This is a genomic window from Helicobacter cinaedi PAGU611 (genome assembly GCF_000284635.1).
In the GTDB taxonomy this organism is placed as follows: Bacteria; Campylobacterota; Campylobacteria; order Campylobacterales; family Helicobacteraceae; genus Helicobacter_C; species Helicobacter_C cinaedi.
In genome coordinates, this window is sequence record NC_017761.1 from 1,902,773 (window position 1) to 1,928,439 (window position 25,667).

General features: G+C 34.0%; 38 protein-coding genes. 36 read left to right on the plus strand and 2 right to left on the minus strand.

Annotated features, from left to right (window positions below):
* Positions 1-41 precede the first annotated feature (41 nt).
* The 34 genes from HCN_RS10880 to HCN_RS09765 all read left to right on the plus strand — a co-directional run bounded on the left by HCN_RS10880 (position 42) and on the right by HCN_RS09765 (position 21,316).
* A complete protein-coding gene (locus tag HCN_RS10880) occupies positions 42-1,670 on the plus strand; it encodes a type IV secretory system conjugative DNA transfer family protein (RefSeq protein ID WP_232501867.1) in 1,629 nt (542 codons plus the stop codon).
* A complete protein-coding gene (locus HCN_RS12220) occupies positions 1,618-2,283 on the plus strand; it encodes a hypothetical protein (protein ID WP_014667372.1) in 666 nt (221 codons plus the stop codon). Before HCN_RS10880 ends, HCN_RS12220 begins: the two co-directional genes overlap by 53 nt.
* Positions 2,284-2,635: 352 nt before the next feature.
* Positions 2,636-2,818, plus strand: coding sequence for a hypothetical protein (locus HCN_RS09630; RefSeq protein ID WP_014667373.1), 183 nt, complete (start codon positions 2,636-2,638; stop codon positions 2,816-2,818).
* 22 nt (positions 2,819-2,840) lie between these two features.
* The gene (locus tag HCN_RS09635) at positions 2,841-3,119 is read left to right on the plus strand and encodes a hypothetical protein (protein ID WP_014667374.1); all 279 of its coding nucleotides are present in this window, start codon (positions 2,841-2,843) and stop codon (positions 3,117-3,119) included.
* A complete protein-coding gene (locus HCN_RS09640; RefSeq protein WP_014667375.1) occupies positions 3,116-3,424 on the plus strand; it encodes a hypothetical protein in 309 nt (102 codons plus the stop codon). The genes HCN_RS09635 and HCN_RS09640 overlap by 4 nt, the downstream gene beginning before the upstream one ends.
* Positions 3,421-3,693 (plus strand): hypothetical protein, encoded by a 273-nt coding sequence (locus tag HCN_RS09645; protein ID WP_014667376.1) that lies wholly within the window; start codon positions 3,421-3,423, stop codon positions 3,691-3,693. Before HCN_RS09640 ends, HCN_RS09645 begins: the two co-directional genes overlap by 4 nt.
* Before the next feature lie 224 nt (positions 3,694-3,917).
* Positions 3,918-4,541 carry a zeta toxin family protein gene (locus HCN_RS09650; RefSeq protein ID WP_014667377.1) on the plus strand — a complete coding sequence of 208 codons (624 nt, stop codon included), beginning with the start codon at positions 3,918-3,920 and terminating at the stop codon, positions 4,539-4,541.
* A 28-nt stretch (positions 4,542-4,569) separates the two neighbouring features.
* On the plus strand, positions 4,570-4,959 hold the full coding sequence (locus HCN_RS09655; protein ID WP_014667378.1) for a hypothetical protein: 390 nt from the start codon (positions 4,570-4,572) through the stop codon (positions 4,957-4,959).
* On the plus strand, positions 4,920-5,108 hold the full coding sequence (locus HCN_RS11355; RefSeq protein WP_133246290.1) for a hypothetical protein: 189 nt from the start codon (positions 4,920-4,922) through the stop codon (positions 5,106-5,108). The genes HCN_RS09655 and HCN_RS11355 overlap by 40 nt, the downstream gene beginning before the upstream one ends.
* A 102-nt stretch (positions 5,109-5,210) precedes the next feature.
* Positions 5,211-6,023, plus strand: coding sequence for an outer membrane beta-barrel protein (locus HCN_RS12225; protein WP_014667255.1), 813 nt, complete (start codon positions 5,211-5,213; stop codon positions 6,021-6,023).
* 147 nt (positions 6,024-6,170) lie between these two features.
* Positions 6,171-6,671, plus strand: a complete 501-nt coding sequence (locus HCN_RS10785) for a Panacea domain-containing protein (protein ID WP_014667379.1) — start codon at positions 6,171-6,173, stop codon at positions 6,669-6,671.
* Positions 6,665-6,982, plus strand: a complete 318-nt coding sequence (locus HCN_RS09675) for a hypothetical protein (RefSeq protein WP_014667380.1) — start codon at positions 6,665-6,667, stop codon at positions 6,980-6,982. The genes HCN_RS10785 and HCN_RS09675 overlap by 7 nt, the downstream gene beginning before the upstream one ends.
* A gap of 650 nt (positions 6,983-7,632) precedes the next feature.
* On the plus strand, positions 7,633-9,441 hold the full coding sequence (locus HCN_RS09680; protein ID WP_014667381.1) for a type IA DNA topoisomerase: 1,809 nt from the start codon (positions 7,633-7,635) through the stop codon (positions 9,439-9,441).
* Positions 9,428-9,631: a hypothetical protein gene (locus HCN_RS09685; RefSeq protein ID WP_002955724.1), complete on the plus strand. Its 204-nt coding sequence runs from the start codon at positions 9,428-9,430 to the stop codon at positions 9,629-9,631. Before HCN_RS09680 ends, HCN_RS09685 begins: the two co-directional genes overlap by 14 nt.
* Entirely contained in the window at positions 9,612-10,793 is a 1,182-nt protein-coding gene (locus HCN_RS09690) for a toprim domain-containing protein (protein WP_014667382.1), read from the plus strand. Before HCN_RS09685 ends, HCN_RS09690 begins: the two co-directional genes overlap by 20 nt.
* Positions 10,794-10,967: 174 nt before the next feature.
* Complete coding sequence (locus HCN_RS09695; protein ID WP_014667383.1) at positions 10,968-11,312, plus strand: hypothetical protein; 345 nt, start codon at positions 10,968-10,970, stop codon at positions 11,310-11,312.
* Positions 11,313-11,520: 208 nt separating this feature from the next.
* The gene (locus tag HCN_RS09700) at positions 11,521-11,808 is read left to right on the plus strand and encodes a hypothetical protein (protein ID WP_014667384.1); all 288 of its coding nucleotides are present in this window, start codon (positions 11,521-11,523) and stop codon (positions 11,806-11,808) included.
* 10 nt (positions 11,809-11,818) lie between these two features.
* Complete coding sequence (locus HCN_RS09705; RefSeq protein WP_014667385.1) at positions 11,819-12,043, plus strand: hypothetical protein; 225 nt, start codon at positions 11,819-11,821, stop codon at positions 12,041-12,043.
* Between the two features lie 34 nt (positions 12,044-12,077).
* Entirely contained in the window at positions 12,078-12,236 is a 159-nt protein-coding gene (locus tag HCN_RS11130; protein ID WP_231997561.1) for a hypothetical protein, read from the plus strand.
* Positions 12,237-12,403: 167 nt separating this feature from the next.
* Complete coding sequence (locus HCN_RS09710) at positions 12,404-13,660, plus strand: hypothetical protein (RefSeq protein ID WP_014667386.1); 1,257 nt, start codon at positions 12,404-12,406, stop codon at positions 13,658-13,660.
* A complete protein-coding gene (locus tag HCN_RS09715; protein WP_014667387.1) occupies positions 13,660-14,319 on the plus strand; it encodes a hypothetical protein in 660 nt (219 codons plus the stop codon). Before HCN_RS09710 ends, HCN_RS09715 begins: the two co-directional genes overlap by 1 nt.
* A gap of 22 nt (positions 14,320-14,341) precedes the next feature.
* Positions 14,342-14,893: a thermonuclease family protein gene (locus HCN_RS09720; protein ID WP_014667388.1), complete on the plus strand. Its 552-nt coding sequence runs from the start codon at positions 14,342-14,344 to the stop codon at positions 14,891-14,893.
* A gap of 121 nt (positions 14,894-15,014) precedes the next feature.
* On the plus strand, positions 15,015-15,224 hold the full coding sequence (locus HCN_RS09725) for a hypothetical protein (RefSeq protein WP_014667389.1): 210 nt from the start codon (positions 15,015-15,017) through the stop codon (positions 15,222-15,224).
* Positions 15,225-15,400: 176 nt separating this feature from the next.
* On the plus strand, positions 15,401-16,558 hold the full coding sequence (locus tag HCN_RS09730) for a hypothetical protein (RefSeq protein ID WP_231997562.1): 1,158 nt from the start codon (positions 15,401-15,403) through the stop codon (positions 16,556-16,558).
* 14 nt (positions 16,559-16,572) lie between these two features.
* Positions 16,573-17,106, plus strand: a complete 534-nt coding sequence (locus tag HCN_RS09735; RefSeq protein WP_014667391.1) for a hypothetical protein — start codon at positions 16,573-16,575, stop codon at positions 17,104-17,106.
* Positions 17,107-17,203: 97 nt separating this feature from the next.
* Positions 17,204-17,344 (plus strand): hypothetical protein, encoded by a 141-nt coding sequence (locus HCN_RS11700; RefSeq protein WP_014667392.1) that lies wholly within the window; start codon positions 17,204-17,206, stop codon positions 17,342-17,344.
* An 11-nt stretch (positions 17,345-17,355) separates the two neighbouring features.
* A complete protein-coding gene (locus tag HCN_RS12230; RefSeq protein WP_014667393.1) occupies positions 17,356-17,907 on the plus strand; it encodes an ArdC-like ssDNA-binding domain-containing protein in 552 nt (183 codons plus the stop codon).
* 9 nt (positions 17,908-17,916) lie between these two features.
* Positions 17,917-18,414 carry a hypothetical protein gene (locus HCN_RS12235; RefSeq protein ID WP_014667394.1) on the plus strand — a complete coding sequence of 166 codons (498 nt, stop codon included), beginning with the start codon at positions 17,917-17,919 and terminating at the stop codon, positions 18,412-18,414.
* On the plus strand, positions 18,414-18,881 hold the full coding sequence (locus HCN_RS09745; protein WP_014667395.1) for a single-stranded DNA-binding protein: 468 nt from the start codon (positions 18,414-18,416) through the stop codon (positions 18,879-18,881). Before HCN_RS12235 ends, HCN_RS09745 begins: the two co-directional genes overlap by 1 nt.
* Before the next feature lie 129 nt (positions 18,882-19,010).
* On the plus strand, positions 19,011-20,039 hold the full coding sequence (locus HCN_RS12240; RefSeq protein ID WP_014667396.1) for a tyrosine-type recombinase/integrase: 1,029 nt from the start codon (positions 19,011-19,013) through the stop codon (positions 20,037-20,039).
* A 184-nt stretch (positions 20,040-20,223) separates the two neighbouring features.
* Entirely contained in the window at positions 20,224-20,442 is a 219-nt protein-coding gene (locus HCN_RS09755; protein ID WP_014667397.1) for a hypothetical protein, read from the plus strand.
* A 50-nt stretch (positions 20,443-20,492) separates the two neighbouring features.
* A complete protein-coding gene (locus HCN_RS12245; RefSeq protein ID WP_014667398.1) occupies positions 20,493-20,702 on the plus strand; it encodes a ParA family protein in 210 nt (69 codons plus the stop codon).
* Positions 20,678-20,926 (plus strand): hypothetical protein, encoded by a 249-nt coding sequence (locus HCN_RS12250; protein WP_014667399.1) that lies wholly within the window; start codon positions 20,678-20,680, stop codon positions 20,924-20,926. The genes HCN_RS12245 and HCN_RS12250 overlap by 25 nt, the downstream gene beginning before the upstream one ends.
* 21 nt (positions 20,927-20,947) lie before the next feature.
* Positions 20,948-21,316, plus strand: a complete 369-nt coding sequence (locus HCN_RS09765; protein WP_002955702.1) for a ribbon-helix-helix domain-containing protein — start codon at positions 20,948-20,950, stop codon at positions 21,314-21,316.
* A 9-nt stretch (positions 21,317-21,325) separates the two neighbouring features.
* Here HCN_RS09765 and HCN_RS09770 read toward each other — a convergent pair whose 3' ends face one another.
* Positions 21,326-23,179, minus strand: a complete 1,854-nt coding sequence (locus tag HCN_RS09770; protein WP_014667621.1) for a relaxase/mobilization nuclease domain-containing protein — start codon at positions 23,177-23,179, stop codon at positions 21,326-21,328.
* A gap of 394 nt (positions 23,180-23,573) precedes the next feature.
* Between HCN_RS09770 and HCN_RS09775 the strand changes: the two genes are divergently transcribed.
* A complete protein-coding gene (locus tag HCN_RS09775; RefSeq protein WP_014667400.1) occupies positions 23,574-24,569 on the plus strand; it encodes an MFS transporter in 996 nt (331 codons plus the stop codon).
* Positions 24,570-24,666: 97 nt separating this feature from the next.
* Entirely contained in the window at positions 24,667-25,248 is a 582-nt protein-coding gene (locus HCN_RS09780) for an NAD(P)H-dependent oxidoreductase (protein WP_002955902.1), read from the plus strand.
* Positions 25,249-25,269: 21 nt separating this feature from the next.
* On the opposite strand, the gene HCN_RS09785 is transcribed toward HCN_RS09780, so the two are convergent.
* The gene (locus HCN_RS09785; RefSeq protein WP_002955903.1) at positions 25,270-25,644 is read right to left on the minus strand and encodes a fluoride efflux transporter FluC; all 375 of its coding nucleotides are present in this window, start codon (positions 25,642-25,644) and stop codon (positions 25,270-25,272) included.
* Between the last annotated feature and the right edge of the window lie 23 nt (positions 25,645-25,667).

Below are 25,667 nucleotides of genomic sequence, written 5' to 3' on the forward strand. Positions count from 1 at the left end.
ACTTTGCAGAACTCATTATTGATAATATTGGACAACGCAGTATGAAGTTTGATGTTTATCTCGCCATTGGAGTATCATTCTTCCCACCTATCTTTATTTTTATGTTTCTTAAACCCAAAAAGAGCCTTGATTCTCACGGCAAGGCAAGATGGGCTAATCAACACGACATAGAAAAAAGCGATTTTCATTTGAATAAGCTTATAAAAGACTTTTTTGGCTTACTCAATCCCTTAAATTTCACGCCACAAAAATATTGGAAAGCTTTTAGAAAATTCTTAGATTTTGGATTTGTAACAACCACGCCTATGCTTGATACAAACTTTAGTAGAGGCGGTTTTCTCTTAGGTATTTATAAAGACTTATGGAAGCAAAGAAAAGTCTATTATGATGCCCCTCTATCAGCACTTATTGTAGCACCACCCGGAGCTGGTAAATCAGCAGCTGTGGCAATACCCAATCTATTGAATTTACCTACAAGTTGTGTGGTGCTTGATATTAAAGGGGAGCTTTGCGATCTCACAGCAGGATATAGACAAAAGGCGTTTAATAATGAAATATATATCTTTAACCCACTAGGCAAGGATAATAACCTTAAATTTAATCCTTTTGATAATAAAATCGTAAAAAAACTAGATTTTAATGCTAAAAAACGCCTTGTAGATGAGATTGCAAATACAATATTTGTAGAAGAACAAGACAGCGATCCGCATTGGATTGCAAAAGCAAGGGAGCTTTTTACATTTTATGCCCTTTATGATATTTGCACCAAAAATGAAAGCAATTTTTTTGATATTGCCACAGCCCCTGTTAAAGACTATAAACCTCTCATAGAAGAAAAGTCGCCCTATTATTCAAAACTTTGGGATTTTAATGAAAAAACTCAAAAAAGAGAGTTAAACCTTGATGCCAATCCTGAAAAGCTTTTTTACTCGCAATGTGCTGACCAAAAATATGCAGATGTTAAGAATCCTTTAAATTGGGAATATGAAAGCTTTGAGCAAATACAAGCCAACAAAGAAAAAGGCATTGAAACACTTGATGAAGTTGTAAGAAACTATGCAAGAGCGTGGGCAAATGCTGCTGATGAAGAGTTTTCAAGTATCAAATCTACATTTAATCGTGTAATGAGCGTGTTTGCAAGTTATCAAGTAAGAGATGCTACAAATGCTATGAGCTTTGAATATGATGACTTAAGAAGCAAGAACATTACACTCTACATTAAAATCGCACAAACTGATATTGATACGCTTAAATCGCTTATCCGTGTGCTTTTAGAATCTATTGCCAAAAATCTAATGACAAAAGAAAGTAAAAAATTAGATGAGAGAATTTATCTCGTGCTTGATGAGTTTATACGCTTTGGAAAAATGCCATTTTTGTTAGAAATGCCAGCTCTTTGTAGAAGCTATGGCATTGTACCGCTCTATATCACACAATCTTATGGACTAATTAAAAAATACTACGGCGAAGATGATTTAAAAACAATGACTGACACCATTGCCTTTCAAATCCTTTTTAAAATGAATGATGCGGATTCTGCGGAAAATGTCTCAAAACAAATAGGCAAATACACAAGAGAAGCAAGAAGTCATAGCACCAAAGATGGAGCTATCGCATTTGGAGGGAACAGAGCTTATTACCGCTCAAGATATTTTAAATATCCCAAATGATGAAATTATTATCCTTGTATCAGGGCATAAGGCAAAGCCCATTAAGATTAAAGCTGCTTATTACTTTAAAGAAAAAGATTCCTTAAGAAAGCTAAATTGGAAGTTTGACCCCACAAATGGAAAACCTATTGAAATAGAAAACAAACAAACTCAAATCATTGATATGAAAGAGACACCACAAGAAGCCCAACCTACTCCACCAAATCCACAAACAATGCAAACCACACAAGAGCCACAACAACAGGCTCAAGAATCACAAGAACCACAAATTTCAGAGCAGGAACAACAAGATATAAAACAAGCCCAAGAGAAACAAGCTCTCTATGAGTATGAAAAAGCCCTGCAAGAGCAAGAAGCATTGAAAGATAAATCACAAGAGGATTCACGCAACAACCCAAAACTATTAGCATTCCTAGAAGCAGAGATTCCTCCACACATAATGGAAGAATTACTGAAATATTCAAAGGTGAGAGTAGAGAGAACCAAGAGAGAATCAGACGAAGCGGAGCGATTAGCCGATATGGCGGAAGCATTGGAAGAAGAAGTGAGGAATATAAGGCAATCTATCAAGAAGCGGATGGATTCACAACAGCAGAAGCTAATCAACTCTTAAAAAGCGAAGAAAAATCTCAACTTCTTCATAAGCAATACCAAGGTCTTACCGAGCTTATAGAAAAAAACTTAGAAAATAATAGAGAAATACCACAAGAAATCAAAAGACAACAAGGCATAAGGGCTTACAAAGAATCCCAAAGCCTTGAATCTACAAAAATCTCTCCCCAAGAATCACACACCCAAAATAACACTCCACAACAAGACAAAAAGCCAAACAAAAAACCTAAAATCCACACAAGATAAATGTTTTATTTTTTAAGGGATAAAATGCGTATTAATGCCGTATTTTAGGGGTTTGTGGGCTTTGCTTTGTAATATAATACATGCATAAAAACAAAAGGAGTAAAGCAATGTTAAGTAAATTTGCTAAATTTAATATCGCTGTGGGTAAAGGCAGGGGTTGGATTAAGGATAAGAGCGAGGCAAAGGCTGAATTTAAAGGTGTGAGTGATATGCTTATAGATGAAGCGTTTGTGGCAAGTAATGGTTTGTCAATAGCTTATAACAACCCTTTTGCTCTGTTAGGGCAATAAGGGCTAAGAATAGGAGATAAAAATGTCAAAAAATGTATGGGTGGAAGCTGAAATTGATTTGGGAGATTTGCAAACTCGTGATTTATTAAGTGAAATTGCAGATAGAGCGGAAAGAAATCCCTCTATCCTTGATGAGTTGGAAGATACTTTGTCTCGTAGAAATTCAAGCAAGATTCTAGAGACAATCTCAATTTTGCACTCTTGGAAGAATCAAGACTATGCAAGAGAAGTATTTGAAAGGTTGGTTTCTAGTTTGAATCTCAAAGAATGGATTCTAAAAAATTATGGAGGTAAAAAATGAATGAAACAACAAAAGCTCTCTTAGAGAAGCTAAATAAAGGCTTAGAAACAAGTGATAGAGTGCAAATTGCTGAAGCTTTATGTGGCTCTTTGAGATTTGATATTACAGAAGCAATGCACCAAGATAAAAAGCGATACTTCCTAGAAGTAACACAAGGAGAGATTTTAGGCATTACAGATGATGGATTAATGCTAGATTATGCCTCAAGCTTTTGTGAGCCTTGTATTGCTTTATGGGTTGAAAGCAAGGAAGAAGCGGTGGAAAAGGTATGGGGATTGATTAATTTTTTAAAGGAGCAACAATGAAACTACAAGACTTTGATTTTAGGATTTGGGACAAGGGAGAAGAAACGCTCACTTATGCGAGTAAGGATTGGAAACTAAACATAGGCTTTTCTAATCCACAACAAGACAATGGAGAGACTGAAAGTGTGCTACACGCATACTATGATGGCGAACCTATGTGTCCTAGTGATTGTGAGATTGAGCTATGGAGTAGCTTTTGTGATAAAAAAGGTAAAAGGATTTATGAGAATGATATTTTGCTAGATAGTCAAGGGATAGGTATGTCGTAAGTATTTGTGATGAATCTAGGAGCTGGATATTGCTAAAACTTGATTTATCCCCTTGTTGTAGCCTTATAGAGATTTTACAAGAGGGTTATGTTGAAATAATAGGTAATATCCACGAGAATGCGGAGTTGTTAATCTAAATGAACATTGAAAATGGGGCGTTTAAATAGGCTTTTAAGGAGAAAAAGCCTATTTAAAATGTATTATTTGAATAAAAAAGGGAGCATATGAAAACAGCGTATATTTTTGCAGGTGTGAATGGTGCAGGGAAAAGCACATTGTATTGGAATGAAGTTGAAAAAGGCGAACGACTAGGACAAAGGATTAATATTGATGAGATTGTAAGTAGTTTTGGGGATTGGCGTAATAGCAAAGACCAAGCAAGAGCAGCAAGAATTGCCCTAAAACTGCAAAAAAGCTTTATTGACAATAACGAATCCTTTAATCAAGAAACCACACTTTGTGGCAAAGGTATTGTAAGGCTTTTTGAGAGATTAAAAGAGCAAGGCTTTAGAATCTGCCTTTATTATGTCGGCGTAGATAGTGTGGATATTGCTAAAGAGCGAGTGAAGATGCGTGTAGCAAAAGGAGGGCATAATATTGATGAAGCCCTGATTGAAAAGCGATACACTGCCTCATTTGAGAATCTTAAGCAGATTCTGCCATTATGCGATAAAATCTCCTTGTATGACAACTCAAAGGAACTAAGAAAAATAGGACAGATTGTAGATGGTAAGCTAGAATATGAAAGCACTCAATGGCTAGATTCTCTATGTTTAGAAGAATGCAATGAGACAAAGGATGCAAACAAGGCAGAAAAAGCAAAGGCAAAACCTAAATTAAGAAGATAAACTAAAACTATTAAGTAAGGAAAACAAAATGGATTCAATCAAATATTTCTTTTTAAACATCACCGAAACAGAATGGCTGTTTTTAAGCTTTGTGGCTTTAGCATTGTTTATATGTATCTCTTATCAAAAGATCTACTTACATAAGAACAGCAAAGAAACAAAAAGGCTAGATTTCATATTGCAATGTGGAAGTGTATTTTTTGCCATAATGTTTGCAAGTATGGGAATGCTATTCACGGAAAGGGTAAGCAAAGACTATAAGCAAGAATTGCAATCTCATTATTCTAAAACAATGCTTGCTTATATACAAAACAATATGCAAGAGAGTGGCACATTTGGCTTTAAACTTTGCAATGCAACACATTATCAAGGCAAAGAATGCACAAATTATTTAAATTTCTTAGAAGCAAGTATGTAGGCAATCCGCATACTTTGCATAATGAAGAGATAATCCATAGAGGGCATTACTACCTTGCTACATTGCTCTTTGGCTTTATGGGCTTAGGAGCAATACTTTTTATATCTCTATTGAGATTCTATCCCACACCAAAGGAGTCTAAGATGTGAAAAATCCTTTTTAATTCCTTTAGGGAAAATGGTTGCAGCTTAAGCTTGTCAAAAAAAACACCATACTTAAATCTTTCATAAAATACGACATAAGGAGAAAAAATGAAAGTTTCAAAAGCGTTAGTGGCATTAAGTCTTATAGACAGTTTAGCAAGTTTAGCAATAGCAGATGATATAGATTCTGAAATTGCAAAGCTTAAAAAGGAAAATGAGCTTTTAGAATTACAAAAGAAAAATCAAAATCTTAAAAAAGGTAGTGGTAGCTCATCTAGCTCACAAGATGGATTAGCAAGTGAATTGACAGGGTGGTTTGTAGGAGCAGAGCTTGGATATAGTCCTAGTGTTACAAATTATGTCAATCAAACAAATAATCCTGCATTCCCACTTCTAACAAACACAACCTTTGCCTTACCTATCAATCTAGGTTTTGGGTATCAATGGTATCCTTGGGATAATGCAGGATTCAAGTTTAGAGGTTATGTAGGCTATGCAAATTATAATTCTAAAATATCGCTTGGCAATGAAAAAGGCAATCAAAACTCACAAGCTATCCATTATGGACTTGAAGCAGAATATCTTTATGACTTTATTGCAAGTCAAATGCACACTTTTGGACTAAATATAGGCACAGGATATGAGTTTGGAAGTTTTATGGGGCAAAATATTACATCAAATGGGAATGATATAAACTTTAAAGGTTATACTTCATCTAGCTGGACTTCAAGTATAGGAATCCACTACTTCTATAATGTCAATCATCAGTTTGAGTTAAAATACCGCTATCGCTCGGGCTATGGATATGATGATGGCGGAAAGGTAGATGTTGATTATGGCTCAACTAGCGGAACTTCAACATTTCAATACGCCTCTACACCTAAAGGCTCAATTATCTTTGCTTACAATTATAAATTTTAGAATCTAAGTAACCTACCTTATCCTTGTATGGTAGGTTTTACTCATTGTTTCACATACTATCGCAATTCTGCATAAAGTAGAATACTAGGACTTATTGACACATAAACAAAAAAAATATAGAATAATCGCCAAATGGAGAACAAGACAATGAAAGCACAACAGATAGCAGAAGCATTTTTAAATAAAATACCCATAGAAGCAGTAGAGAGTGGTGAGGGTATGCACAAGGTAAAATTGCAAAAACTCCTTTTTTTTGCACAAGAGGAGTTTTTATACAGACATAACGAACCCTTATTTGATGATAAAATAGAGGCGTGGGAACACGGACCAGTGATAAGAGAGGTGTGGAATGTATATGCTGAAATTCCATATTATATTATTAAAAGTGTCCCGCAAGTTGTAGAGTTGCCACAAGAAGCACAAGAAGTGGTAGATGAGATTTGGGCAAGATATGGTGAAAAAGACACTTGGTATCTTAGGGACTTAAGCCATTCTTATGAAATATGGACAAACAAGCGAGATTCGCAGTATGATGGGCGAGGTGAGATTACATTAGATGAGATTTTGCAATACAAAAAGAAATGCGAGGGGGAGAAAAAAGAGGCAGCAGAATATATTAAAAATTTAGCAAAAGAACTTGTATGTTAAAGAAGTTTCAAAAGCACGAGTTAGATTCATTAGAGTCAGCCCTAGCCCAAAGCATAGAACAAGCACATACTCTTTTGCGGTATGATTGTGAAAAGGTATGCTTGTGTGTTTGTCTTTTAGCAGGTTATTTTTCAAATAAATTAGAGAGAAAAATGCAAGATGAGATGCTTTGTAATCTTTTTTGGAAACATATCGTAGATGAATTTCATTTTGAGATTAAAGAAAACTTGCTCTTAGAGGTTACGCAACTTAGAGAAAAAAACTTAAAGATGACATTTGAAAATTTAAAGCAAAAGTATTGTGTAAGCTAAAACTTATCTTTGACTTTTATGCACCTTGTAAAAGTCCTATGATAAAAGTTATCCCATTTTGTATTCTTTGTTTTGAAGCATTGTAACCTACCTTGTATAGTAGGTTTTACTCATTACTTCACATTATTATCGCAATTTTATATCTTTAAGGTTTGGAAGCTTATAAAATAAAAAGCTAAGTAGGGGCTGGATAAGACTTACTCACGCCCCTTAGTCAAGCGTGAGTATTGGATAATCTAAAATCTTAGTAGCACTTGACTACTATAAAACATAGTAGTATAATGGCAACTAAGATTTGTAGGAAAATCTTATCCATAGCAACCTCCTTTATAAAGAAGTAGGTTGCGACTCAAGGGGGTGTTTGCCCCTTGAGGCAACCCCTATCGCTATTATATCTCACTTTTCTTAACTTCAAATTCCCTTGTTTGCTTGTTTGTATTGTTTTTTTTATGATTCTCATCTCTTATTCATACACATCTTTTTCTCCCTTATATTTATGCAGTTTCTTATGATTGTAAAAATAGCTAAGATATGTAAAACTTTACTTTACAAGGATTGCCAATGCCTCTTATCATCATAGAATCACCCAACAAAGTAGAAAAGATTAAAAAATCACAGGTTATGAAGTCATAGCTACCATAGGACATTTTATGGACTTAAAAAGCTTTGATATTGACAAAGACTATAAGCCAAACTTTGAATATGCAGAATCTAAAAAGAAACGCATAATGAATGCTATCCAAAAAGCTAAAGGACAAGAAGTGTATATCGCCTCTGACCCTGATAGAGAGGGATATGCCATAGGCTATATGTTTTTTGAGAAAATCAAAAATGTAGCAAGTAAAATCTATCGTGCAGAATTTCACAATATCACACCAAGTGGCATAAAGCAAGGGCTTGAGAATGCTAAATTATTTGTAGATACAAATTTTAATTATTATCAATCATTCCTTGCTCGTAGGGTGTCTGACCAACTCATAGGTTTCCTTTTAAGCCCATATCTTACAAAATCCTTGCAATATAATAAAATGCTAAGTGCTGGTAGAGTGCAAACCCCTGCTCTTGGACTTATCACAAAAAGAGAACAAGAGATTAAAGACTTTGCTGCTTTAAGTGAGGAGCAAAAACAAGAATTTGGTATTGTAGCTAATGCTAATATTGATAATAAGCTTATTAGCTTTAAACATATAAGCGATGATTTAAAAGAGCTACGATTCCAAACGCAACAAGAGGCGCAAAATGTGTGTGATGAAATTGCCTCTATGGATAAGGTTTTGATTGATAAGATTGAAATAAACAATACTTCAAGCAAACCTGCAAAACCTTTTACAACAAGTAAATTGCTTAAAGCTGCAAGTAAAACCCTATCTCTCCCCACAAAAGACATTCAAAATCTAGCCCAAGAGCTATTTGCAGCAGGACTTATAACTTATATCCGCACAGATTCTGAATACATCTCTCCTGAGTTTTTAAAAGAAATGCAAAGCTTTTATGCAAGCATATACCCTAACACATATCAATACACAGAGTATAAAGCAGGTAAAAACTCTCAAGCAGAAGCACACGAAGCTATAAGAATCACACATTGCCACCGCTTTGAAGAATGTGAGAGCTTGTGTCAAAAGGAGAATCTAAAAGATAATCATATCGCCCTTTATAAGCTCATCTTTCAAAACACTATCCTTTCACAATCTAAACCTGCCATTTATGAAACAATGAATGTAACACTACGTGTAAAGATGAAAATGTTTAAAACAAGTTTCAAAAAACTTATTGATGAAGGCTATTTGGGCGTATTTGGTAAAAATGAAGCTATCAATGAAAATGGGGATAGTGAGAATGATGAGAGTGAAGAATCTCTTCATTCATTCCCTTACAAGCAAGGCGATATGATAGCTTTGCAAGATATAAGCATTAAAAGCATTAAGAAATCCGCTCCAAAACGCTATTTAGAAGCAGACTTCATAGAAGTAATGGAAAAATCAGGCATAGGCAGACCAAGCACCTATGCGACATTTTTACCATTATTACTTAATAAGGAATATATTGAAATCAGCAAGGATAAGAAAAGAGAGATTATTCCTACAACACTAGGAATGTCAGTAACTCAATTCTTTTCAAAGGATAATAATGCGTGGCTTTTAGATATTGCCTTTACAAGAGATATGGAAAATGAGCTTGATGAAATTGCAAATAGCTCAAAGAAGTATCTTGATTTTATGAAAACCATTCATTCAAAAATGAATTTTATGCCCCTAAAAGCAGAATCCAAAGAGAAAAAAGACTATCCCCCAAGTGAAAAGCAAATAAAATTTTGTAAAGACATATCCACCACCCTTAATATCCCATTGCCTGATGGGCTTGAAAAGGATTATCGCATTGCAAGGAAGTTTATAGACGAGAATGCTTCAAAAATGCCAAAGAAAGAAAACAAAGGAAATCCAAATGAAAAGAACTAAAAATCAAAGTGAATTATCCTACCTTGCTTATAAACTTATTCCTATCCTTGAAAGAGAAAAGACTAAGAATAAGCAAGACTACCATTATCGCTATCTTGTAGGCACTTTGCGTTATATTCTTAACAACTTTAATGCGACACATAAAGAAAATAGATATAGAAGAAAACATAATGGCCCAAGATTTAACTAAGCTCCCACTTCACGAAATCCTTATAGCTAATGGATTTACACTTCATAGAAGCAAAAGCTCAATCAACTATCCTATGCTATGCCATAAGGAAAGTGATTTAAAGCTTGTTGTATCTAAAAAGGGTGAGAATTACCTTTATTTTAATCCTCACGATCCTTTAGATAAGGGTAATATCATCTCTTTTGCAAGAATCCACAATAAAGACATAAAAGAATTAGTAGCAAACTTTGATCAGTCTATCAAAACAGCCCCTACATACAATCACTTCTTTTCAGAATCTCAAGTCAAAATGAGTGAGATGAATGCAGCTAAGGCATATAAAAAGTTTGCTCCAGCTGAAGTGAAAGAAAACAAGCTTTTAGTAATGCGTGGCTTTGATAAAGACTTTATTGCCAAATATCAAGGCTGTATTAAAGAAGATTCTTATCACAACCTTATCATTCCAAATTATAAATTCCAACAAATTGAGAAAGAGCTTACAAACGGACAAACAAAAGAAATGTTAGCAATATGTGGCTACACCAAACGCTTGATATTGCCAATCACACAAGATAAAATGGGTAATGCCCTTGAAAAGCCACTTAAAAACATTCAATATGGCAGCAAAGGTATAGAGATACTTAATATTGCTAAAGATTCTAAAGATATAAAGCATATCATCATTACAGAATCTATATTTGATTCACTTGCCCTTGCACAAATCAAAGATTATAATGCAAATAAAACACTGCTCCTATCAACCGCAGGGGCTTTTGGAGATGGTATCAAACAAAGTTTAAAGCACTTACTAGAGCAAGTCCATAACGCTCAAATTATGCTTGGGTTTGATAATGATGAAAAAGGCAGGGATTTAAGTAAGAATATGTCAAATTTCATACTTGAGATAAAAAAGCAATTCCCTATCACTTACACACCTTTTAGCAAAGATTGTAATGATGATTTAAAATTACAAAATATCACTTCCCTTAAAGAGCTTAATAAACAAACTTATCACGATTGGATTGATTTACAAATAGTCAAATACAAAAGAGAGACAAATACACAAAAAAGGGCAGATATACTTCAAAAGATTAGAAAGGTTGATAATCTTATGCCTATTCCACAAGAGAAAAAAGATATTTTTAATAAAATTCCAAAACATAAAACTATCAAATCACTCTAGAATCTTATATAAGAAGCTCTCTGCTTAACTTCATTCTTATGAAAATCTCATCTATTGAAATAGAAAAAAAGCTTTTATTTTTTAAGGGATAAAATGCGTTTAAATGGCGTATTTTATGGGTTTGTGGGCTTTGCTTTGTAATATAATACACGCATAAAAACAAAAGGAGCAGAGATGGGAAATCGTTGTGTGATTACAAATAATGAAAAAACAAGGGCTATCTACCAGCATTGGAATGGTGGGAGAGATTCTATTGAACCTTTACTTAAGGTCGCAAAGGATTTAGGCAAAGGCTTTGATGGGCTTGTGGAAGTATCAGCTAAGGTTTTTGATGGTGAAGAGATAGACTATGTGGAAAGGGAATTTTTAAGAGGGAGTGAGCAAAAACATTACAACCCTTTGCGTATGGAGATTTTCATAAGGCTTACTTATGAGCTAGGAGCTATGAAAAAGGAAGAGATTGAAAAGATAATGTCGCTAGTAGATGACTTTGCGTTAAATACTCTAAAAGGAGAGTAAAGATGAGAAAAACAGAGCAAGAGCTAAGAATCAAGAGCTAATAGCAAGGCAAGTGATGGCTTTTCTAGCGTCACTTGAATGTAGAGATGAGTTTCTTATAAAAAAGATAAAAAGAACAAAGGAATTTAAAAGCTTTGTTTATCAAAAAGAAGTTTTGGATTGTATTCCGCAACTTCCATATTTTAAGTGTTTTTAAAAGGAATTTGAGATGATAAAGGCACATTTAGCAAAAGAATACAGCGTTAAGTATGGGAGTGAGTTTTATATCTCACTTGATGATTTTACATCAATGCTTGAAAAAATGGAGATTGATTATTTTCATAATGATGAAAGCCCATTTGTAGAGATTGTGCAACACGATTTGCTAAACCTTGTAGAAAATAAGCTCACAAAAGCAAATGAGAATGAAAGAGAAATGCTTAAAGATTTAATCCATATTGCAAAAACATCTCACTACACACAAGCAGATGGTTATGTAAGGATAGATTGGTTTTAAGGAATCACAAATGAAAGTTACAAAACAAGATTTAAAACAATGCGTTGCATTTTTATTGCAATGCGATATTATGGCTTATCATCATAATGGAAAGGTATTTGTGGATGTGGAGAATGACACAAGCAGCCTTAGCCTTGAGATTAGCAAAGATAACATTTTACACCTATATCAAGGCTATATGATGAGGGAAAATTGGCAAATTAAGCAAAGATTTGCCATAATAGATAGAATCTAAACTAAAGGAATTAAAATTCTGCAAGATATAGATAATGAAAAGACTCTTACAGCCAAATTTGAGACTTGAAATGGCAGAATGTAAATCAGGTATGATTAAATGGATTGTAGGCGTTGGTATATCGGCAGCTCTCATTTCAACAAGTGCAAATGCTACCCTTATAATGTTTTTACTCCAACAGCTTAAGCCCTAAATAATACAGGGCTTACACTCTCTTAATTGTTCTTTTGTTTTCTTAGATTCACGCTCTACTTGTTTTTACTCCGCTTTTATACACATCTTTTTATCCCTTATATTTATGCAGTTTCTTATGATTGTGTTTTGTTTTAGAATTGCGATATTTTGACAAAAGGACACAATATGGCAATTACACTTGATGAGATTCAAAGCGATGAAATGATTAATGAGTTTAAGCGTTTTATGCACTTTTTAACTCCAAAAGATAAGGATATTTTTCTTAAAAAACTTATGGAGGAAATAGAAGAAGCTAAAAAGCGTGATTTTGAAGAGCAGCTAGAAGCTCCAAGTGAGCAAAATGCTAAAGAGCAACAGCAAACAGATGAATTTATTACAGATATGCAGCAAACAATCATAGAAGAATCTCAAAATATCGCTAAAGATTCCACGCAGGAGATTAAAGAAGAAGTAAATCAACCTACGCAAACACAAGAAGCCCAAGAATTAATCCAAGAAGCTAACACAGACACAATAGAGCAAAATCATCAGCCATTAGAACATACACAAAATCTTAGCTTTGAAGATAAGATTCAAAATGCCATTGAGAATATTGCTGAATCTCATCATAAAGAATTTGAAGAAATGGGTATTGTGCAAAACATTAAGCAAGGCGATGAAGTGTATAAAGTATATGATAATGAATTTATTCTCCCCAAAGAAGAACAAGAGGGATTAAAGCAAGAATATGACAAAGCTCCAAACAAAGAGCAATGGCAGCCAAATATCGCCTTTGATATTACACAAGCCAAAGCAAAACGTCAAGATTCACAAAATTTTATTAATAGCTTTATGGAAGAAGTCAAAAATGAAATAAATCCAAATGCACGATCAATGGAGCAAGACAAGAAACTTAACCCCAATACTTACTTCACAGACCTTATAGATTGGTTTGATAAAAAGAAAATGGAAAACCTTAATATGCCTATTAGCAAGGAAGACTTTAAAAAAGAGTTTTATGAGTATTGCAAAAATGGTATGAGTGAAAATGAGATGAAGATTCTACTTATCTTGCAAAATAAAAAACCCTCAATCTTAAGCAAAGAACACAAAGATATGTTAGAACAAGGCTTAAAATATAATCTAAGCAATAATAAACTTTTAGACAAAGGCTTAGAAACAGCCATTACCGCAAGTGTAGGCGAAAATGTAACAAATAATGCAGTCAATGATTTTGTAAAGACAGCTATCAAAATGGAAAAATCAGACAACGCCCTAGATAAGCGTATGAGCGAGGGAGTAAATCAAAAAATCGCCCAAAAGATAAAAGAGCATTCCCCAAATCTCTTAACAGAGAATGCAAAAAAGCTAGATGCTATCACTAACAATAAGATAGATACCCTTACACAATCTCAATCACAAGGCAAGGCTAAAGGTAGATAATGCAAGAAAACAAAACATCTCAAAACACAAACCAACAAGATTCACAAAATCAAAATCATTCAGCCAAAGATGGCAATGATTTTGTTAGAATATTGATTGAACTTTCACAACAAAGACAGGAGAAAAACAATGAATATGCAAATGCAAACACAACAGCCACACAAGAACGCACACATTCCAATACCCACAGAGGAGGGATTGGAAATGCTAGTCAAACTGCTTTACCACAACCGCCACAACCCCGAACAATTAGCATTCCTAGAATCAGAGATACCTCCACATATAATGGAAGCGGCAGCAGAATACTCGGAGCGGAAAGCAGAAGAGGAGGAGCGATTAACGAACGAAGCGAAACAATTAACGAACGAAGTCAAGAACTTGCGAATACAAGTGCAGAACTTCAGGCAATCACTCAAGAAGTAGCAGGATTCACACTCGCTGAAGCTAATCAGTTTTTGGAGCTACAAGATAAGCTCCAACACTATAAAAAAATCCACACAAACCTTGATAAACAAAAAGCCCTGCAAACTTACATAGATAATCAAAATATACTATCCCCTTTGGCTAACTCTTCACAGCAGCAAAAACAAGAGGATAGTCAAATCAAAGACAATTCACAACACAATAAAAAATCTCAAAGCATAAAACATCGTAGGTAACATAAACACAAGGAGAAAAACAATGCCTAAAAAACACATCACTCTTATCTTATCAATCCTAACAGCATTTGGTATTATTGCTAGTCAATTCAGTGGCCATAATCTTGCTTATCTAAGCGGAGAAAGTATAGAAGCAAAGGTGCTTAAAATCTATGATGGGGACACGGCTACACTCTTACATAATGGCAATACGCTTAAAGTAAGACTTTATGGCATAGATGCCCCTGAACTTAAACAAAAATTTGGCGTAGAATCTAGAAATAATCTCAAAAAGCTCTGCCCCATACAATCCAACATACAACTTCAAATAAAAGACAAAGATAAATATGGGAGAATTGTAGGCATATTAAAATGTAATAATCAAGATGCTAATGCTATGCAAGTAGCTCAAGGCTATGCGTGGGCATATAAGGAATATTCTTTAGCTTATATGCACTTAGAATTGAAAGCAAAGCTAGAATCTAAAGGCTTATGGAGTGAAGAAAACCCAATAAAACCAAGTCTATACAGAAAGCAAACATCTCAATACAAACAATGGGCAACAGCTCATATTCCACCTGAAGATTTAGAATAAGTTTTTAATTTAAGGGAATTAATGCTTGTGAATGGCGTATTTTAGGGGTTTGTGTGCTTTGCTTTGTATTATAATGCCTCTTGTCTTTAAAAGACAGATTCACAAAAAAAAGGAGTAACAGATGGAAGTTAATCAACAAGATTTAGAAAAATGTGTGTCATTCTTATTGCAACGCAATATTATGGCTTATCATCATCAAGGCAAAGTGTTTGTGGATATACAAAGTGATTGTGATGGTATTAGTGTGCAAATCACAAATGATAATATCTTACACTTTGCGGAATTGTATGATGAATCACAAAAACACAAAACTTCAATTCTTGCAATCTAATTTATACACATCTTTTTTACACAAAAAAAGATGTGTAACAATAAAATCAGCAAAATAGCTATAATCCCAGCGGGATAGTAGTCCAAAAACAAATCCCCCCTACTATCTCACAAATCAAATAAGGAGCAATAGCTATGGTGCGTTTATTGATGATTTGCATCTTAAGCATTTTTCCTATGAGGGCTTATTGTTTAGGTGCTTCAATCGTGGAATCCCCCTCGCTTTTAGCCCAGCTTGTGACTCAATATCAAAAATATGTAGAAATGATAGAAAAAGCTCAGGCTCAAGTGGATAAGCTTAATGCAATAAATGATGTAATGAACAAAGCAAATTCTCTTATGGAAAAAGATGGTTTAAAAATTGCCAATCCTATGGAAGTTATAGAAAATCTTAATAGCACAATAGAATCTATTAAATACAATGCAGAGCGGTTAAAAAGAACAGCTCAAGATTGGGATATAAGTCAAAACATTAGAAGAAGAAATTTACAAGAAAAATGCCCCTTTTTAGATTTAGAAAGCATAGATCCTGAAAGCACAAAAATAGAACTCACAAAGGTAGGAGAAGAAACACCATTACAAGCCGATATAAATGCAATGCTTACAGAATTTACAGATATTACAGCACACGATATATCCTCAATTAACAACAGCATTAAAGGTTTGCCTTTAGCAATGCTTATGTGTGAGAGATTAAAAAATTATGAAAATGCTATTAAAACCGCAGAGATAGATAATAAAATGAAAGAATCTCTTTTAAATGGAGATTTTGAAGAGTATAAGAGACAAGAGCAAGAAAAAATTAAGCAAATCGTAGCACAAGATAAGAAAGATCAACAAGAGATGGAAAAGAAACTTGCCCCACTTAAAATAAGAATGGAGCAAATGAAGCTATCTTTAGGAGTAACAGATCCAAGCCTAGCTTCAAAACATAATGTGGAATATTGTAGAAAAACAAAAAGTGGCGGTTGTGATCCTATCTTACTAAGCCTTGATTATGTAAAGAATAAAGAAAAAGAGATGTTAGAAAAAGCCAAAAAGAACTCTAATGGCGATAAATCCCAATCCCAAGCCGATAGAGAATTTATTATGATTGATTATTTGCGTGAAATTGCCACTCACATATCTTTTCTTAATGAAACAATGGCAATGACAGCAAATGTTATAGCAGAGGAGCAAGAAAAAATGGCAATGCAAGGTAAGAACAAGCTTGATGATGAAAGATACAAGGATAAAACACAAATTTTGCAAGAGCAAATCAATCAAAATGCAAATGCGGTGCTATTAAGCGAAAAACAACCAAAACTTGATGAGTTTGGCTTCCCCACATTTTAGTGAGAAAAGATACAATGAATTGCTACTTAGGATTAAGCAAAAAGAATGATGAATACTACACCCCTGCGTATGCAGTTAAGGCATTATTGCCTTATATCAAAGAAAAAAGCACTATATGGTGTCCTTTTGACAAGCAATGGAGTGAATTTGTAAGAATCTTAACAGAACATAATCATAAAGTCATATTCTCTCATATAGATGAGGGAAAGGACTTTTTTCATTATGAACCACAAGAATCTTATGACTACATTATCTCAAACCCTCCATTTTCTAAGAAAAGAGAGATTTTACAAAGACTAAATACACTCAATAAACCCTACGCTATGCTTTTACCGATTAATTTGCTTAATGATAATTACAGCAATGTGCTAGATTCTAATCTTGATCTTATCATTTTTGATAGAAGAATGGAATTTAAAGGCAGGAGCAACAATAGTAATCACATAAGCTTTAAAACAATCTATTTTTGTAAAAACTTCCTTAATCTCCCTCACTCTATTGTCTTTGCTCCGCTTAATAGAAATAAAGAAGATGAGAATCTTAGCTAAGGCTTTATACACATCTTTTTCTCCCTTAAAATTATGCAGTTTCTTATGATTGTAAAAATAGCTACACTTCATTATCCCAATTTAAAAGGAGTTTCAAATGAATGAAGTTGTAGAACTAAGCCAAACAGATGCGGCACAGCTCTATGCGTATGGCGTTACTCAACTCAGTGATGATGAGTTAAGAGACAAAAAAGATGCAGAGAATCAAGCCTTGCTTGAAGAACTTAATCTTGATTAAAGGAGAATAGTATGAGTGCAGTATATGAACAACAAAGAGAAGCTATCGCTACAAATGCGGTAGCAACAATCGCTAAAAGTATTAAGGAGCAATATGCACCTTTTTTCAAACATCATAGTGCAGATTCCTTTCAAAGGGCGTATAATCCAAGCACAGGCAATAGCTTTGAGGGATTAAATTCTTTAATGCTAGATATTAAACAAGCAGAAAAGAAGTATCCAAGTAATGAGTGGATAAGCTTAAGTGATGCCAAGTTTTTAGGAGCAAAATTTGAAGAGATTAATGCCATTAAAGAAAATTGGCAAGACAAGGCTGTGAAAATTCAATATATTCAAAAAAATGAATATGTAAATGTATTGAAAAAAGATGAGCAAGGCAAACCTATTCCATTGTTTGATAAAGACAACAATCAAAGAATAGGTAAGAACGGAGAGCCGTTGTATCAATTTGAGATGATTACTCAAAAAGATGCAAAAGGCAATGTGGCTATTAATCCAAAAACCAATGAACCCTACCTTAAAATCAAAACCGAGCTTGTGCCACTTAAAGAGCCAAAACTGTAAGCAGAGCTTATGTATAACATTGCAGAGTTTCCTAGTCTAGCTCAAAAGCTTAGTCTTGTCAAAGAAGTATGGAATAAAATGGCTAATGGTGAGCAGGTTAATGGCAATAATATTGCAGGATTTAACAAGTTTAAAGAGCTTGATAAAGAAAAGGAGTTTTCTCACATATACAAGAATCTCAAAAATTATGAAGCAAAAGTTTCTAAAGTCATTTTACAAGACATAGAATCAAGACTTAATCCTGTAACCGCAGAGCAGATTCAACAATACTTTAAAGCACAGAATCTTAAAGTGGATTATCAAGTGCCTAAAGGATTGAATGAAAGGCAAAAACAAGAAGTGCAAAATCTCATTGATAATGGTGCAATTAAACTAGATTCAAAACAACAAGAGAATGCAAAAGAAGCTAAAAACACAGAGCAAAAAGAAAGTAAGGCTCAAGAGCATACACAAGAGAAAGCTCAAGAAAAGGCAAATAAACCAAAAAGCAAAGCAAGAGGCAGATAATGAATAACATCAGCATTAATGGACATCTCACAGCAGATGCCCAAATCAAATATATAGGTAGCAAAAACACACCTTGCGTGAGTTTTTTAATAGGAAAGAATAGAAGTTTTACCAATGAGCGTGGTAATATTGAAAAAAAGGCAATATTTTTTGAAGTCATTGTTTATGGCAATTACGCTCAAAAACTTTACCCCAGCCTTAAAAAAGGCTCAAATGCTTTTATACAAGTCTCTCTTAATTGGGAATCTTGGGAAAAAGATGGGCAAAAGCATTCTAAAGTCAATATCATCGCTCAAAAAATCTATGTCTTTCAAAAACTAGAAACCAAAGACACACAAACACCGCCAACATATATGCAAAACTCTCAAGATTCTAACAATGATAGCAATACTTCTGTTAGCAATCAAATTGTTATTGATGGAGAAGAGTTTCTGCAACAAATGAATGATACACAAAATCAAAATTAGCTCATATTAAGATAGGAATCCCTATCTTAATTATAAGGGATTTAATGCGTGTGAATGGCGTATTTTGCCCCCACTCTCACTCTCTTTGCCGATATAATAACTCCAATACATTACATAAGGAGTTAAAAAATGAAACACTCACAACAAAAATCACAAACACTAAGTGAAAAAGAAATCATTACCCTTTTAGGAGAATTTTTTGTGCTTAAGGCTAAAACATATTCACAAAATTCTGTTGCAGATAAGTATAAAATGGCAATTTATCTTTCAATGAAGCACTCCTTTAATTCATTTACACAGCTAGATAAATTTTGTAGTGATTGTGTGAGATTGGGACTAATAAGCACACAGAATCTTAAATGTATCACGCAATTTATAAAGCACTTTGTTACAAGGAACACGCACTTTCAGCCAACAATGCCAGAGCAAGAATATATTCATTACTTTTTTAATCTCACAAAGCGATTAAAAATTTCAACCATTAATCAACATTACAGAATGATTAGTCTATTTTTGCGGTTTTTAGCACAAAAAGGCATTAACACAATAAATCTTAAAGGGATTCATATGAGTTTCTTAAAAGATAAGAAACTCCCCTCATTTTTAAATGATTTTCAATATAAGCAATTCTTAAATGAAATCAAAATGCTTAAAGAGAATACTCTCAAAGATAAGATTCACAAACTCGCCCTTTTGTTTGTAGCCTACACAGGCATACGCAGGAGAGAGTTAGGACATATTTGCAAGAATGATATACAAGAAAACGCCACGCAATATATCATTAAGATTAAAGGTAAATGCTCCCAAGAGCGTTTTGTATCTATTAAAAAGAGTTTTGTGGGGAATTTGTTAAATGATCTTTTGGAGCATAGGGAGAATATGGGGCTAAATCATCAATATGTATTTAGTTATAAGAAAGATAAACCCAATTTGCATATTCAAACCCCAATGAAACCCATTTTACAAAAAATCAAAGCGGTGCAGATAAGGGGTAATAATCTCCATTTATTGCGACATAGCTTTGCTTCATTTGTGTATAGAGAATCTAGAGATATTCTTTTAACGCAAAAGGCACTAGGACACGCCTCACTGAATAACACACAGATTTATGTGCATATGAATGAAGATGTGCATAATCAGGTGTCTAATTTCTTTTAATATCTTAATTGTATTGTATTGCTTTGTATTATATTTTCATATTATTAAATAATAATATTATTTTTATTTTATGTTATTATATTATATTAGATTATTTATAATATAACATAATATTTTTATTTAAATATATTAATATTAATAATAATATGTTATAATACATATAATATAACAAAAGGAGTTTCATATGATAAACATAGATTTGCAAAATGACATTGCGGAAATCAAGCAGCCAACGAATAAAAAGGAGCTTTTCATTCTAGAATCTGAAATGATGTATATACTTGGCAATTATTTAAATGCAAAAGAAGAGTTTGAGAATAAAACTTTTGAGCCACAAGAAATAATGCAAATGCTCCAAACCAAGATAATAATGGCAAAGGCATTTTTTGCAGGAATAAAGTAATCACAAGAGAAGAAACAGCAAGCTAATTAATCAAAAAAAGGAGTGAAGCAATGATAATTACCATAGCAAACCAAAAAGGCGGAAGTGGCAAAAGCACAATCGCTATTAATGCCGCCACAAAACTTTTAGAACAATCACAAAAAGTTTTATTACTTGATACAGATTCACAAAAAAATTGCGAGGGATTTACTAATATTAGAGAATCCCAAGAAAGGATTTTAATAGCAACCTTGAAGTGTATGTCGTTATTAACAAGGTAAGTCCCAATCCCTTTTTAACAAAAGAGCTAGAAGACTTTAAAGAAGCCTTGCTTGATTTATGTAAGGAAAGCTCCTTAGATGATATTCATATTTGTAAAAATATCATTTATGATAGAATCGCATACAAAAGGGCTATAAGTGAGGGCTTAGGCATTAATGAGTATAATGATGAAAAAGCAAAAAATGGATTTGAAGCAATGTTTAAAGAAGTGCTAGACAACTAAAAAACACAAAGGCAAAACACGATGAAATACAATAGAAAAAACAAACTTGAGCAGATAAGTCAGCTAGAAAACAACCAAGAAGCACAGGCAATGACTACAAACACGCAAGATAATGATTTTAAAAGCTCTTTTACAAACTCTGCACCCACAAAAACACAACCCCAAATAGAACAAAAAGTAGAGCAAAAACAAAGTGGTAAAAAGAGAATCTTTACTTTTTCTATCAATGAAGAACTAATGGGCGAAATTGATGAGTTTTTAAATGAGTTTGGAGAAAGGGGAGAATCTAAGAGTAGCTTTACAGAAGAAGCCCTAAGAGCATATCTAGCAGTCAAAAAGGCAAATATCAAAGATCGCCTACTTGATAAAATAAAAAAGCTTAATTCTTAATGCTTTTTCTTATAAAGAAAGGGGGCTTTTCTTGGTGTGAGAGACATCTTTATCTATCCCTTTACTTGCCCCTTGCTTATCTTGCTTTATTGCTTGATTAGAATCTTGCGTGAGAGCATTATTTGTAGGCTTTATATGTTCTTGTGAAGTCTTAGCTTGTATTTGCTCTTTAGCTCGTGCTACATTTTGTTTCTCACTTATGGCAGCAGAAGAAACAAGCTCTATGCCATATCGCTTTTGAAAACGCATAATGGCTTTAAGTGAAGATTCATAAAAATTTATTTTCTTATTCAATCTTACAGCAGCACGAGCAAAACTCATACTATCAAGCGTTCTATCTTGTTTTAAAGATTCAAGTGCAAATAAAGAATCTTCAATTTGCTTTGGAAGTTTTTGCAAATGAATACGCATAAGCTCAATAATTTGTTTTTCAAGCATTGCTAAGTCATCTATGCTCTTTTGTTTCTTATCCCTTAAGCTTTGATTATGGCTAAAATCTATACTTGAGACAATGCCTTTATAAAAAATCAATTTTGAATAGCTAGAAGAAAGCTTAAAAACATTGCTTTTTTCATTAAAATTACTTAGCCCCTTTATGACCCCCTCATTAACATTAGAAAAATTGTTTTTAAGGCTATTCTCGCTTTTTGCAATAGCCTTTTGTGTATCTCTTAACTTTTGGCTTAATTCCACTGATAAATATTTCTCATATCCAACAAAAGACTTCACAAAAGCCTTTTGCTTCTCTTTCTCTTGAAAATTCTTTGAAAATGTATTGAAATTAGCTTCCCAATCTAAAAAATGTCTCAATGCAGAATCTAAATCCGCAAGAGCTTTTTTCAATCTTTCTTGCTCTTTAGTATCTTCTAAGATTTGTGTTTGTAAAAGTTGCTGTTTTTGGTGTAACAATGTGGGATTTATGTTTTGCAGCATTAAAGATTCAATCTTTCTTTCTATATGACCAAGATAAATGCTTTTATTTTTGAGAGATTTAGTAACAGCGTTTAACTTTTGAGAATAGCCCTTGTGTCTATTTGAAAAGTCAAAAATTGCTCTTTTGTAGTTTGCCATAAAGTCAAGCTCTTTATTTGACTCTTTGATTGCTTGGAGTTTCTCTAAATTATCTATCTTAGAATCCAGCATATCTTGTCTAAAACTCTTATCAAATCTCACTTCATTTGTATAATCAAGCTTCCCCCTTGAGTATGTAAAGAGATTGTATTTAAAGTCTTCTCTTAGCTCTTCATAAAATTGAGCTATATCATTCTTATTGCCAAAGTGAAGTTTCTTTTTTGTAAAGATGTCAGTCTTGTTTAGAATGATATGGATATGAGGCTTGTTTTGATGAGAGTGGGGTATCATTACCCATTTGTAAGTAGGAAAATAACTTTGCATAGTTTGTCGTGCAGATTCAGTGAGTGTATCAAGGACAGATTGAGAATGTGATTCATTCAAAGAGAAGACAAGATGCAAAGCTTCATTTGTGTTAGGATTTGATGAAAAGTCTTGCTCCCAATCTCGCATAATATCATTGACATTAACAAACTCTCCCAAATAATCAATCCCCACTTGGCTATCACTATGGCTAATAGTATATTCAAGGGCATTTTTTAAATGAGCCTTTTTCATATTGCCAATATTTTTGATAACAACATTTTTCTTTGCGAATGCGGAAGTAGATTGAGAAGAGAATAAAGGCTTGCCTTGTCTTATGTTTGAAACAAAAAAGCTTTTAACCTTAGAGCGATAAATCTCTCGTGTTTTTCTAGCCCTTCTAAAAGAAACATACTCAAAGAGTTTGCTCTCTTTGTAAGGATATTCAGGCGGTAATTCAAGCATTACCCTTTGAAACTCATCTGCCATTTTTTGTCCCTTATAAAAGAATAAAAGACCCCAAAGACATTTTTAATTTTTGTCGCTCCAAAAACATTAGAGATTTTATAGATAAAAGGCAAAAGAAAAGCAAATAAAATCAAAAGAAGTAAAGTCAAAAAGGCAAAAAAGTGCAGGATAATCCTAAGAATGTGTATAAATACTCATTCTGTCCGCACAGGGCGGAGTTTCAAGTCAATTTATCAAAAAATGATAAATTTTAGGGATACAAAGCAAAAAGTTTCCAAGCTTCACAAGCAAACTTTGCAACCAAACAATAAGAGAAAAACAATTTTACTTTGAGTTATTGAAATGAACTTAAGAGCAAAAATATTTTCTCTTTAAAGCAATCTCTCACTCACTTCAAATCATCTTTGTTTTATCTTTGAAAGCTATTATCTTATATTCACTCTCAAAACAAAACTCATCTCTCACTTCAAGTCAAAATATTGATAACTTAGAATCTAAAATGCTTTTCACTCATCACACAGCGGCGTTTGTGGATAGCTTTTGGGCGTTGCTTATCTGTCGTGCTATCCCTGCATTTTTTCACCCTATTTATATTGCCCTTGCCTTAAGTATGGCTGCTTCACTTGCTACAACCAAAGAAGAATCTCTTAAAAACACTGCTAAAGTGTTTGCGGGAGTTTCTGCTGGTATGGTTTTGGGTGTGCCTATTGCAAGTTTTTTAGGAGGGAATTATTCCTTTGCTTTTGCTATGGGGTTTTTCGCCCTTTGCACAAGCCTTGCATTTATTGCTACCCTACTTTTCGTGCCAAATATGACAAACAATGAAGCCCCCAAAATCACTACGCAATTAGAGATTCTCAAATTCCCATTTTTATGGGTGTCTATCTTTGCGGTTGTGTGCGTGAATGCTGGGGTTTTTGGATTTTATTCTTATTTTTCGGACTTTTTACATAGCATTACACAAGTGTCGTTTGATTTTATTAGCGTTGTGCTTGCGGTATATGGCAGTATGAATATCGTGGGTAATATCATCGCTGGAAAGGCACTAGCTAAAAATGCAAACGCTACCATTCTTGCGACTTTGCTTGGAATGATATGTTTGTATGCGTTGATATTTGTGTTTGCAAAGCAAGGGGTTGTGCTGCTTATATTTGCGGTGCTGCTTGGAATCTTAGCAGGTGTTGTCAATAATGCCACACATTATGTGATAACACACCCCTATCCACAAGCCCCTGATTTTACCAATGGTTTATTTCTCTCAATCGCAAATATCGGCTTAAGCACAGGCGTGGCTCTATGCGGACTTTGCATTTCACTGCTTAATACGCAATACACCGCCCTTTGTGCCATTGTGCTTTTATCTATGGGTGTAGCTACAATGCTATTTAGAATGCGATTAGAGAAGGCATAAGGGCTAAGGGGGATTTAACTTTTGCTAGATTCCCCCTTGACAGACACTAGGTGTCAGGTTTCATAATATCATTCAAAATTATGTAAAAGGATTCAATATGCAAGCATTACTTATAAATGGCAGTAAAAAGTTTGGCAATGATGGCACAAGGCTTAATAGCACTTTGCAAAGCGTGGCAAAGGAGTTTTTAGAATCTAAGGGCTATAAGGTGCTAGAGACTATCATCGATAAAGGCTACACACCACGAGAGGAAATAACAAAAATTAAAGAATCTAGCCTTATTATTTATCAAATGCCTGCGTGGTGGATGGGTGAGCCTTGGATTGTGAAAAAATATATTGATGAAGTGTATCTTAATGGTGCTTCTATTTTGTTTGCAAATGATGGGCGAAGTCGTGCGAATGAGAGCTTAAAATATGGCAGTGGCGGACTAGCACGGGATAAAAAAGTAATGCTTAGTGTAACTTGGAATGCTCCAAAAGAAGCTTTTACAGAATCTAATGGCTTTTTTGAAGGCGTGGGCGTGGAAGGTGTATATTTGCATTTACGCAAGGCACACGAGTTTTGTGCTTTTGCGTGGTTGCCGATTTTTATGTGTAATGATGTGGTGAAAAATCCGCAAATAGAGCGATACATAAGCGAGTATAAAGCACATTTGCAAAAGTATGTGAAAGGCTAGAATCTTAAAGCTTTGTAGAATCTAGCCCTTAAACACATAGCCTAAATACACGCATAAGATTCCACATATATTGGAAAATAGCATATAAAGCATTGTGGTAAGGATACAATGATTTTGCAGGAGTTTTAGCACTTCTAGGCTAAAGGTAGAAAATGTGCTAAATCCCCCAAGCAAACCGATAGTAAGAAATGCAAATAAGAGTGAATCTTGCCCTTTTATCATCGCCACACATAGCCCTATGCCAAAACACGCTAACATATTGATACAAAATGTCGCTATGAAGCTATAATGCAGATATTGACTTGGCAAAATAGATACAACACCATAGCCTATACAAAAGCGTAACGCCGCCCCTATGCCACCACCTAAGCTGATAAGCGCGAGTTTGGTTAGCATTTGTGTCCTTTTGTGAGAATTGT

Bases quoted from the DNA above. Each gene is read 5' to 3' on its own strand.
- HCN_RS09685 (WP_002955724.1), top strand. From the start codon at position 9,428: ATGAAAAGAACTAAAAATCAAAGTGAATTATCCTACCTTGCTTATAAA.
- HCN_RS09735 (WP_014667391.1), top strand. From the start codon at position 16,573: ATGAATTGCTACTTAGGATTAAGCAAAAAGAATGATGAATACTACACC.
- HCN_RS09730 (WP_231997562.1), top strand. From the start codon at position 15,401: ATGAGGGCTTATTGTTTAGGTGCTTCAATCGTGGAATCCCCCTCGCTT.
- HCN_RS09745 (WP_014667395.1), top strand. From the start codon at position 18,414: ATGAATAACATCAGCATTAATGGACATCTCACAGCAGATGCCCAAATC.
- HCN_RS09755 (WP_014667397.1), top strand. From the start codon at position 20,224: ATGATAAACATAGATTTGCAAAATGACATTGCGGAAATCAAGCAGCCA.
- HCN_RS09780 (WP_002955902.1), top strand. From the start codon at position 24,667: ATGCAAGCATTACTTATAAATGGCAGTAAAAAGTTTGGCAATGATGGC.
- HCN_RS09765 (WP_002955702.1), top strand. From the start codon at position 20,948: ATGAAATACAATAGAAAAAACAAACTTGAGCAGATAAGTCAGCTAGAA.
- HCN_RS09770 (WP_014667621.1), bottom strand. From the start codon at position 23,179: ATGGCAGATGAGTTTCAAAGGGTAATGCTTGAATTACCGCCTGAATAT.
- HCN_RS12230 (WP_014667393.1), top strand. From the start codon at position 17,356: ATGAGTGCAGTATATGAACAACAAAGAGAAGCTATCGCTACAAATGCG.
- HCN_RS09785 (WP_002955903.1), bottom strand. From the start codon at position 25,644: ATGCTAACCAAACTCGCGCTTATCAGCTTAGGTGGTGGCATAGGGGCG.
- HCN_RS09725 (WP_014667389.1), top strand. From the start codon at position 15,015: ATGGAAGTTAATCAACAAGATTTAGAAAAATGTGTGTCATTCTTATTG.
- HCN_RS09680 (WP_014667381.1), top strand. From the start codon at position 7,633: ATGGACTTAAAAAGCTTTGATATTGACAAAGACTATAAGCCAAACTTT.
- HCN_RS09695 (WP_014667383.1), top strand. From the start codon at position 10,968: ATGGGAAATCGTTGTGTGATTACAAATAATGAAAAAACAAGGGCTATC.
- HCN_RS09700 (WP_014667384.1), top strand. From the start codon at position 11,521: ATGATAAAGGCACATTTAGCAAAAGAATACAGCGTTAAGTATGGGAGT.
- HCN_RS09630 (WP_014667373.1), top strand. From the start codon at position 2,636: ATGTTAAGTAAATTTGCTAAATTTAATATCGCTGTGGGTAAAGGCAGG.
- HCN_RS09705 (WP_014667385.1), top strand. From the start codon at position 11,819: ATGAAAGTTACAAAACAAGATTTAAAACAATGCGTTGCATTTTTATTG.
- HCN_RS10785 (WP_014667379.1), top strand. From the start codon at position 6,171: ATGAAAGCACAACAGATAGCAGAAGCATTTTTAAATAAAATACCCATA.
- HCN_RS09640 (WP_014667375.1), top strand. From the start codon at position 3,116: ATGAATGAAACAACAAAAGCTCTCTTAGAGAAGCTAAATAAAGGCTTA.
- HCN_RS10880 (WP_232501867.1), top strand. From the start codon at position 42: ATGAAGTTTGATGTTTATCTCGCCATTGGAGTATCATTCTTCCCACCT.
- HCN_RS12235 (WP_014667394.1), top strand. From the start codon at position 17,917: ATGTATAACATTGCAGAGTTTCCTAGTCTAGCTCAAAAGCTTAGTCTT.
- HCN_RS11700 (WP_014667392.1), top strand. From the start codon at position 17,204: ATGAATGAAGTTGTAGAACTAAGCCAAACAGATGCGGCACAGCTCTAT.
- HCN_RS09690 (WP_014667382.1), top strand. From the start codon at position 9,612: ATGGCCCAAGATTTAACTAAGCTCCCACTTCACGAAATCCTTATAGCT.
- HCN_RS09655 (WP_014667378.1), top strand. From the start codon at position 4,570: ATGGATTCAATCAAATATTTCTTTTTAAACATCACCGAAACAGAATGG.
- HCN_RS09635 (WP_014667374.1), top strand. From the start codon at position 2,841: ATGTCAAAAAATGTATGGGTGGAAGCTGAAATTGATTTGGGAGATTTG.
- HCN_RS09675 (WP_014667380.1), top strand. From the start codon at position 6,665: ATGTTAAAGAAGTTTCAAAAGCACGAGTTAGATTCATTAGAGTCAGCC.
- HCN_RS11355 (WP_133246290.1), top strand. From the start codon at position 4,920: ATGCACAAATTATTTAAATTTCTTAGAAGCAAGTATGTAGGCAATCCG.
- HCN_RS12225 (WP_014667255.1), top strand. From the start codon at position 5,211: ATGAAAGTTTCAAAAGCGTTAGTGGCATTAAGTCTTATAGACAGTTTA.
- HCN_RS09645 (WP_014667376.1), top strand. From the start codon at position 3,421: ATGAAACTACAAGACTTTGATTTTAGGATTTGGGACAAGGGAGAAGAA.
- HCN_RS11130 (WP_231997561.1), top strand. From the start codon at position 12,078: ATGAAAAGACTCTTACAGCCAAATTTGAGACTTGAAATGGCAGAATGT.
- HCN_RS09650 (WP_014667377.1), top strand. From the start codon at position 3,918: ATGAAAACAGCGTATATTTTTGCAGGTGTGAATGGTGCAGGGAAAAGC.
- HCN_RS09715 (WP_014667387.1), top strand. From the start codon at position 13,660: ATGCAAGAAAACAAAACATCTCAAAACACAAACCAACAAGATTCACAA.
- HCN_RS09720 (WP_014667388.1), top strand. From the start codon at position 14,342: ATGCCTAAAAAACACATCACTCTTATCTTATCAATCCTAACAGCATTT.
- HCN_RS09710 (WP_014667386.1), top strand. From the start codon at position 12,404: ATGGCAATTACACTTGATGAGATTCAAAGCGATGAAATGATTAATGAG.
- HCN_RS12240 (WP_014667396.1), top strand. From the start codon at position 19,011: ATGAAACACTCACAACAAAAATCACAAACACTAAGTGAAAAAGAAATC.
- HCN_RS12245 (WP_014667398.1), top strand. From the start codon at position 20,493: ATGATAATTACCATAGCAAACCAAAAAGGCGGAAGTGGCAAAAGCACA.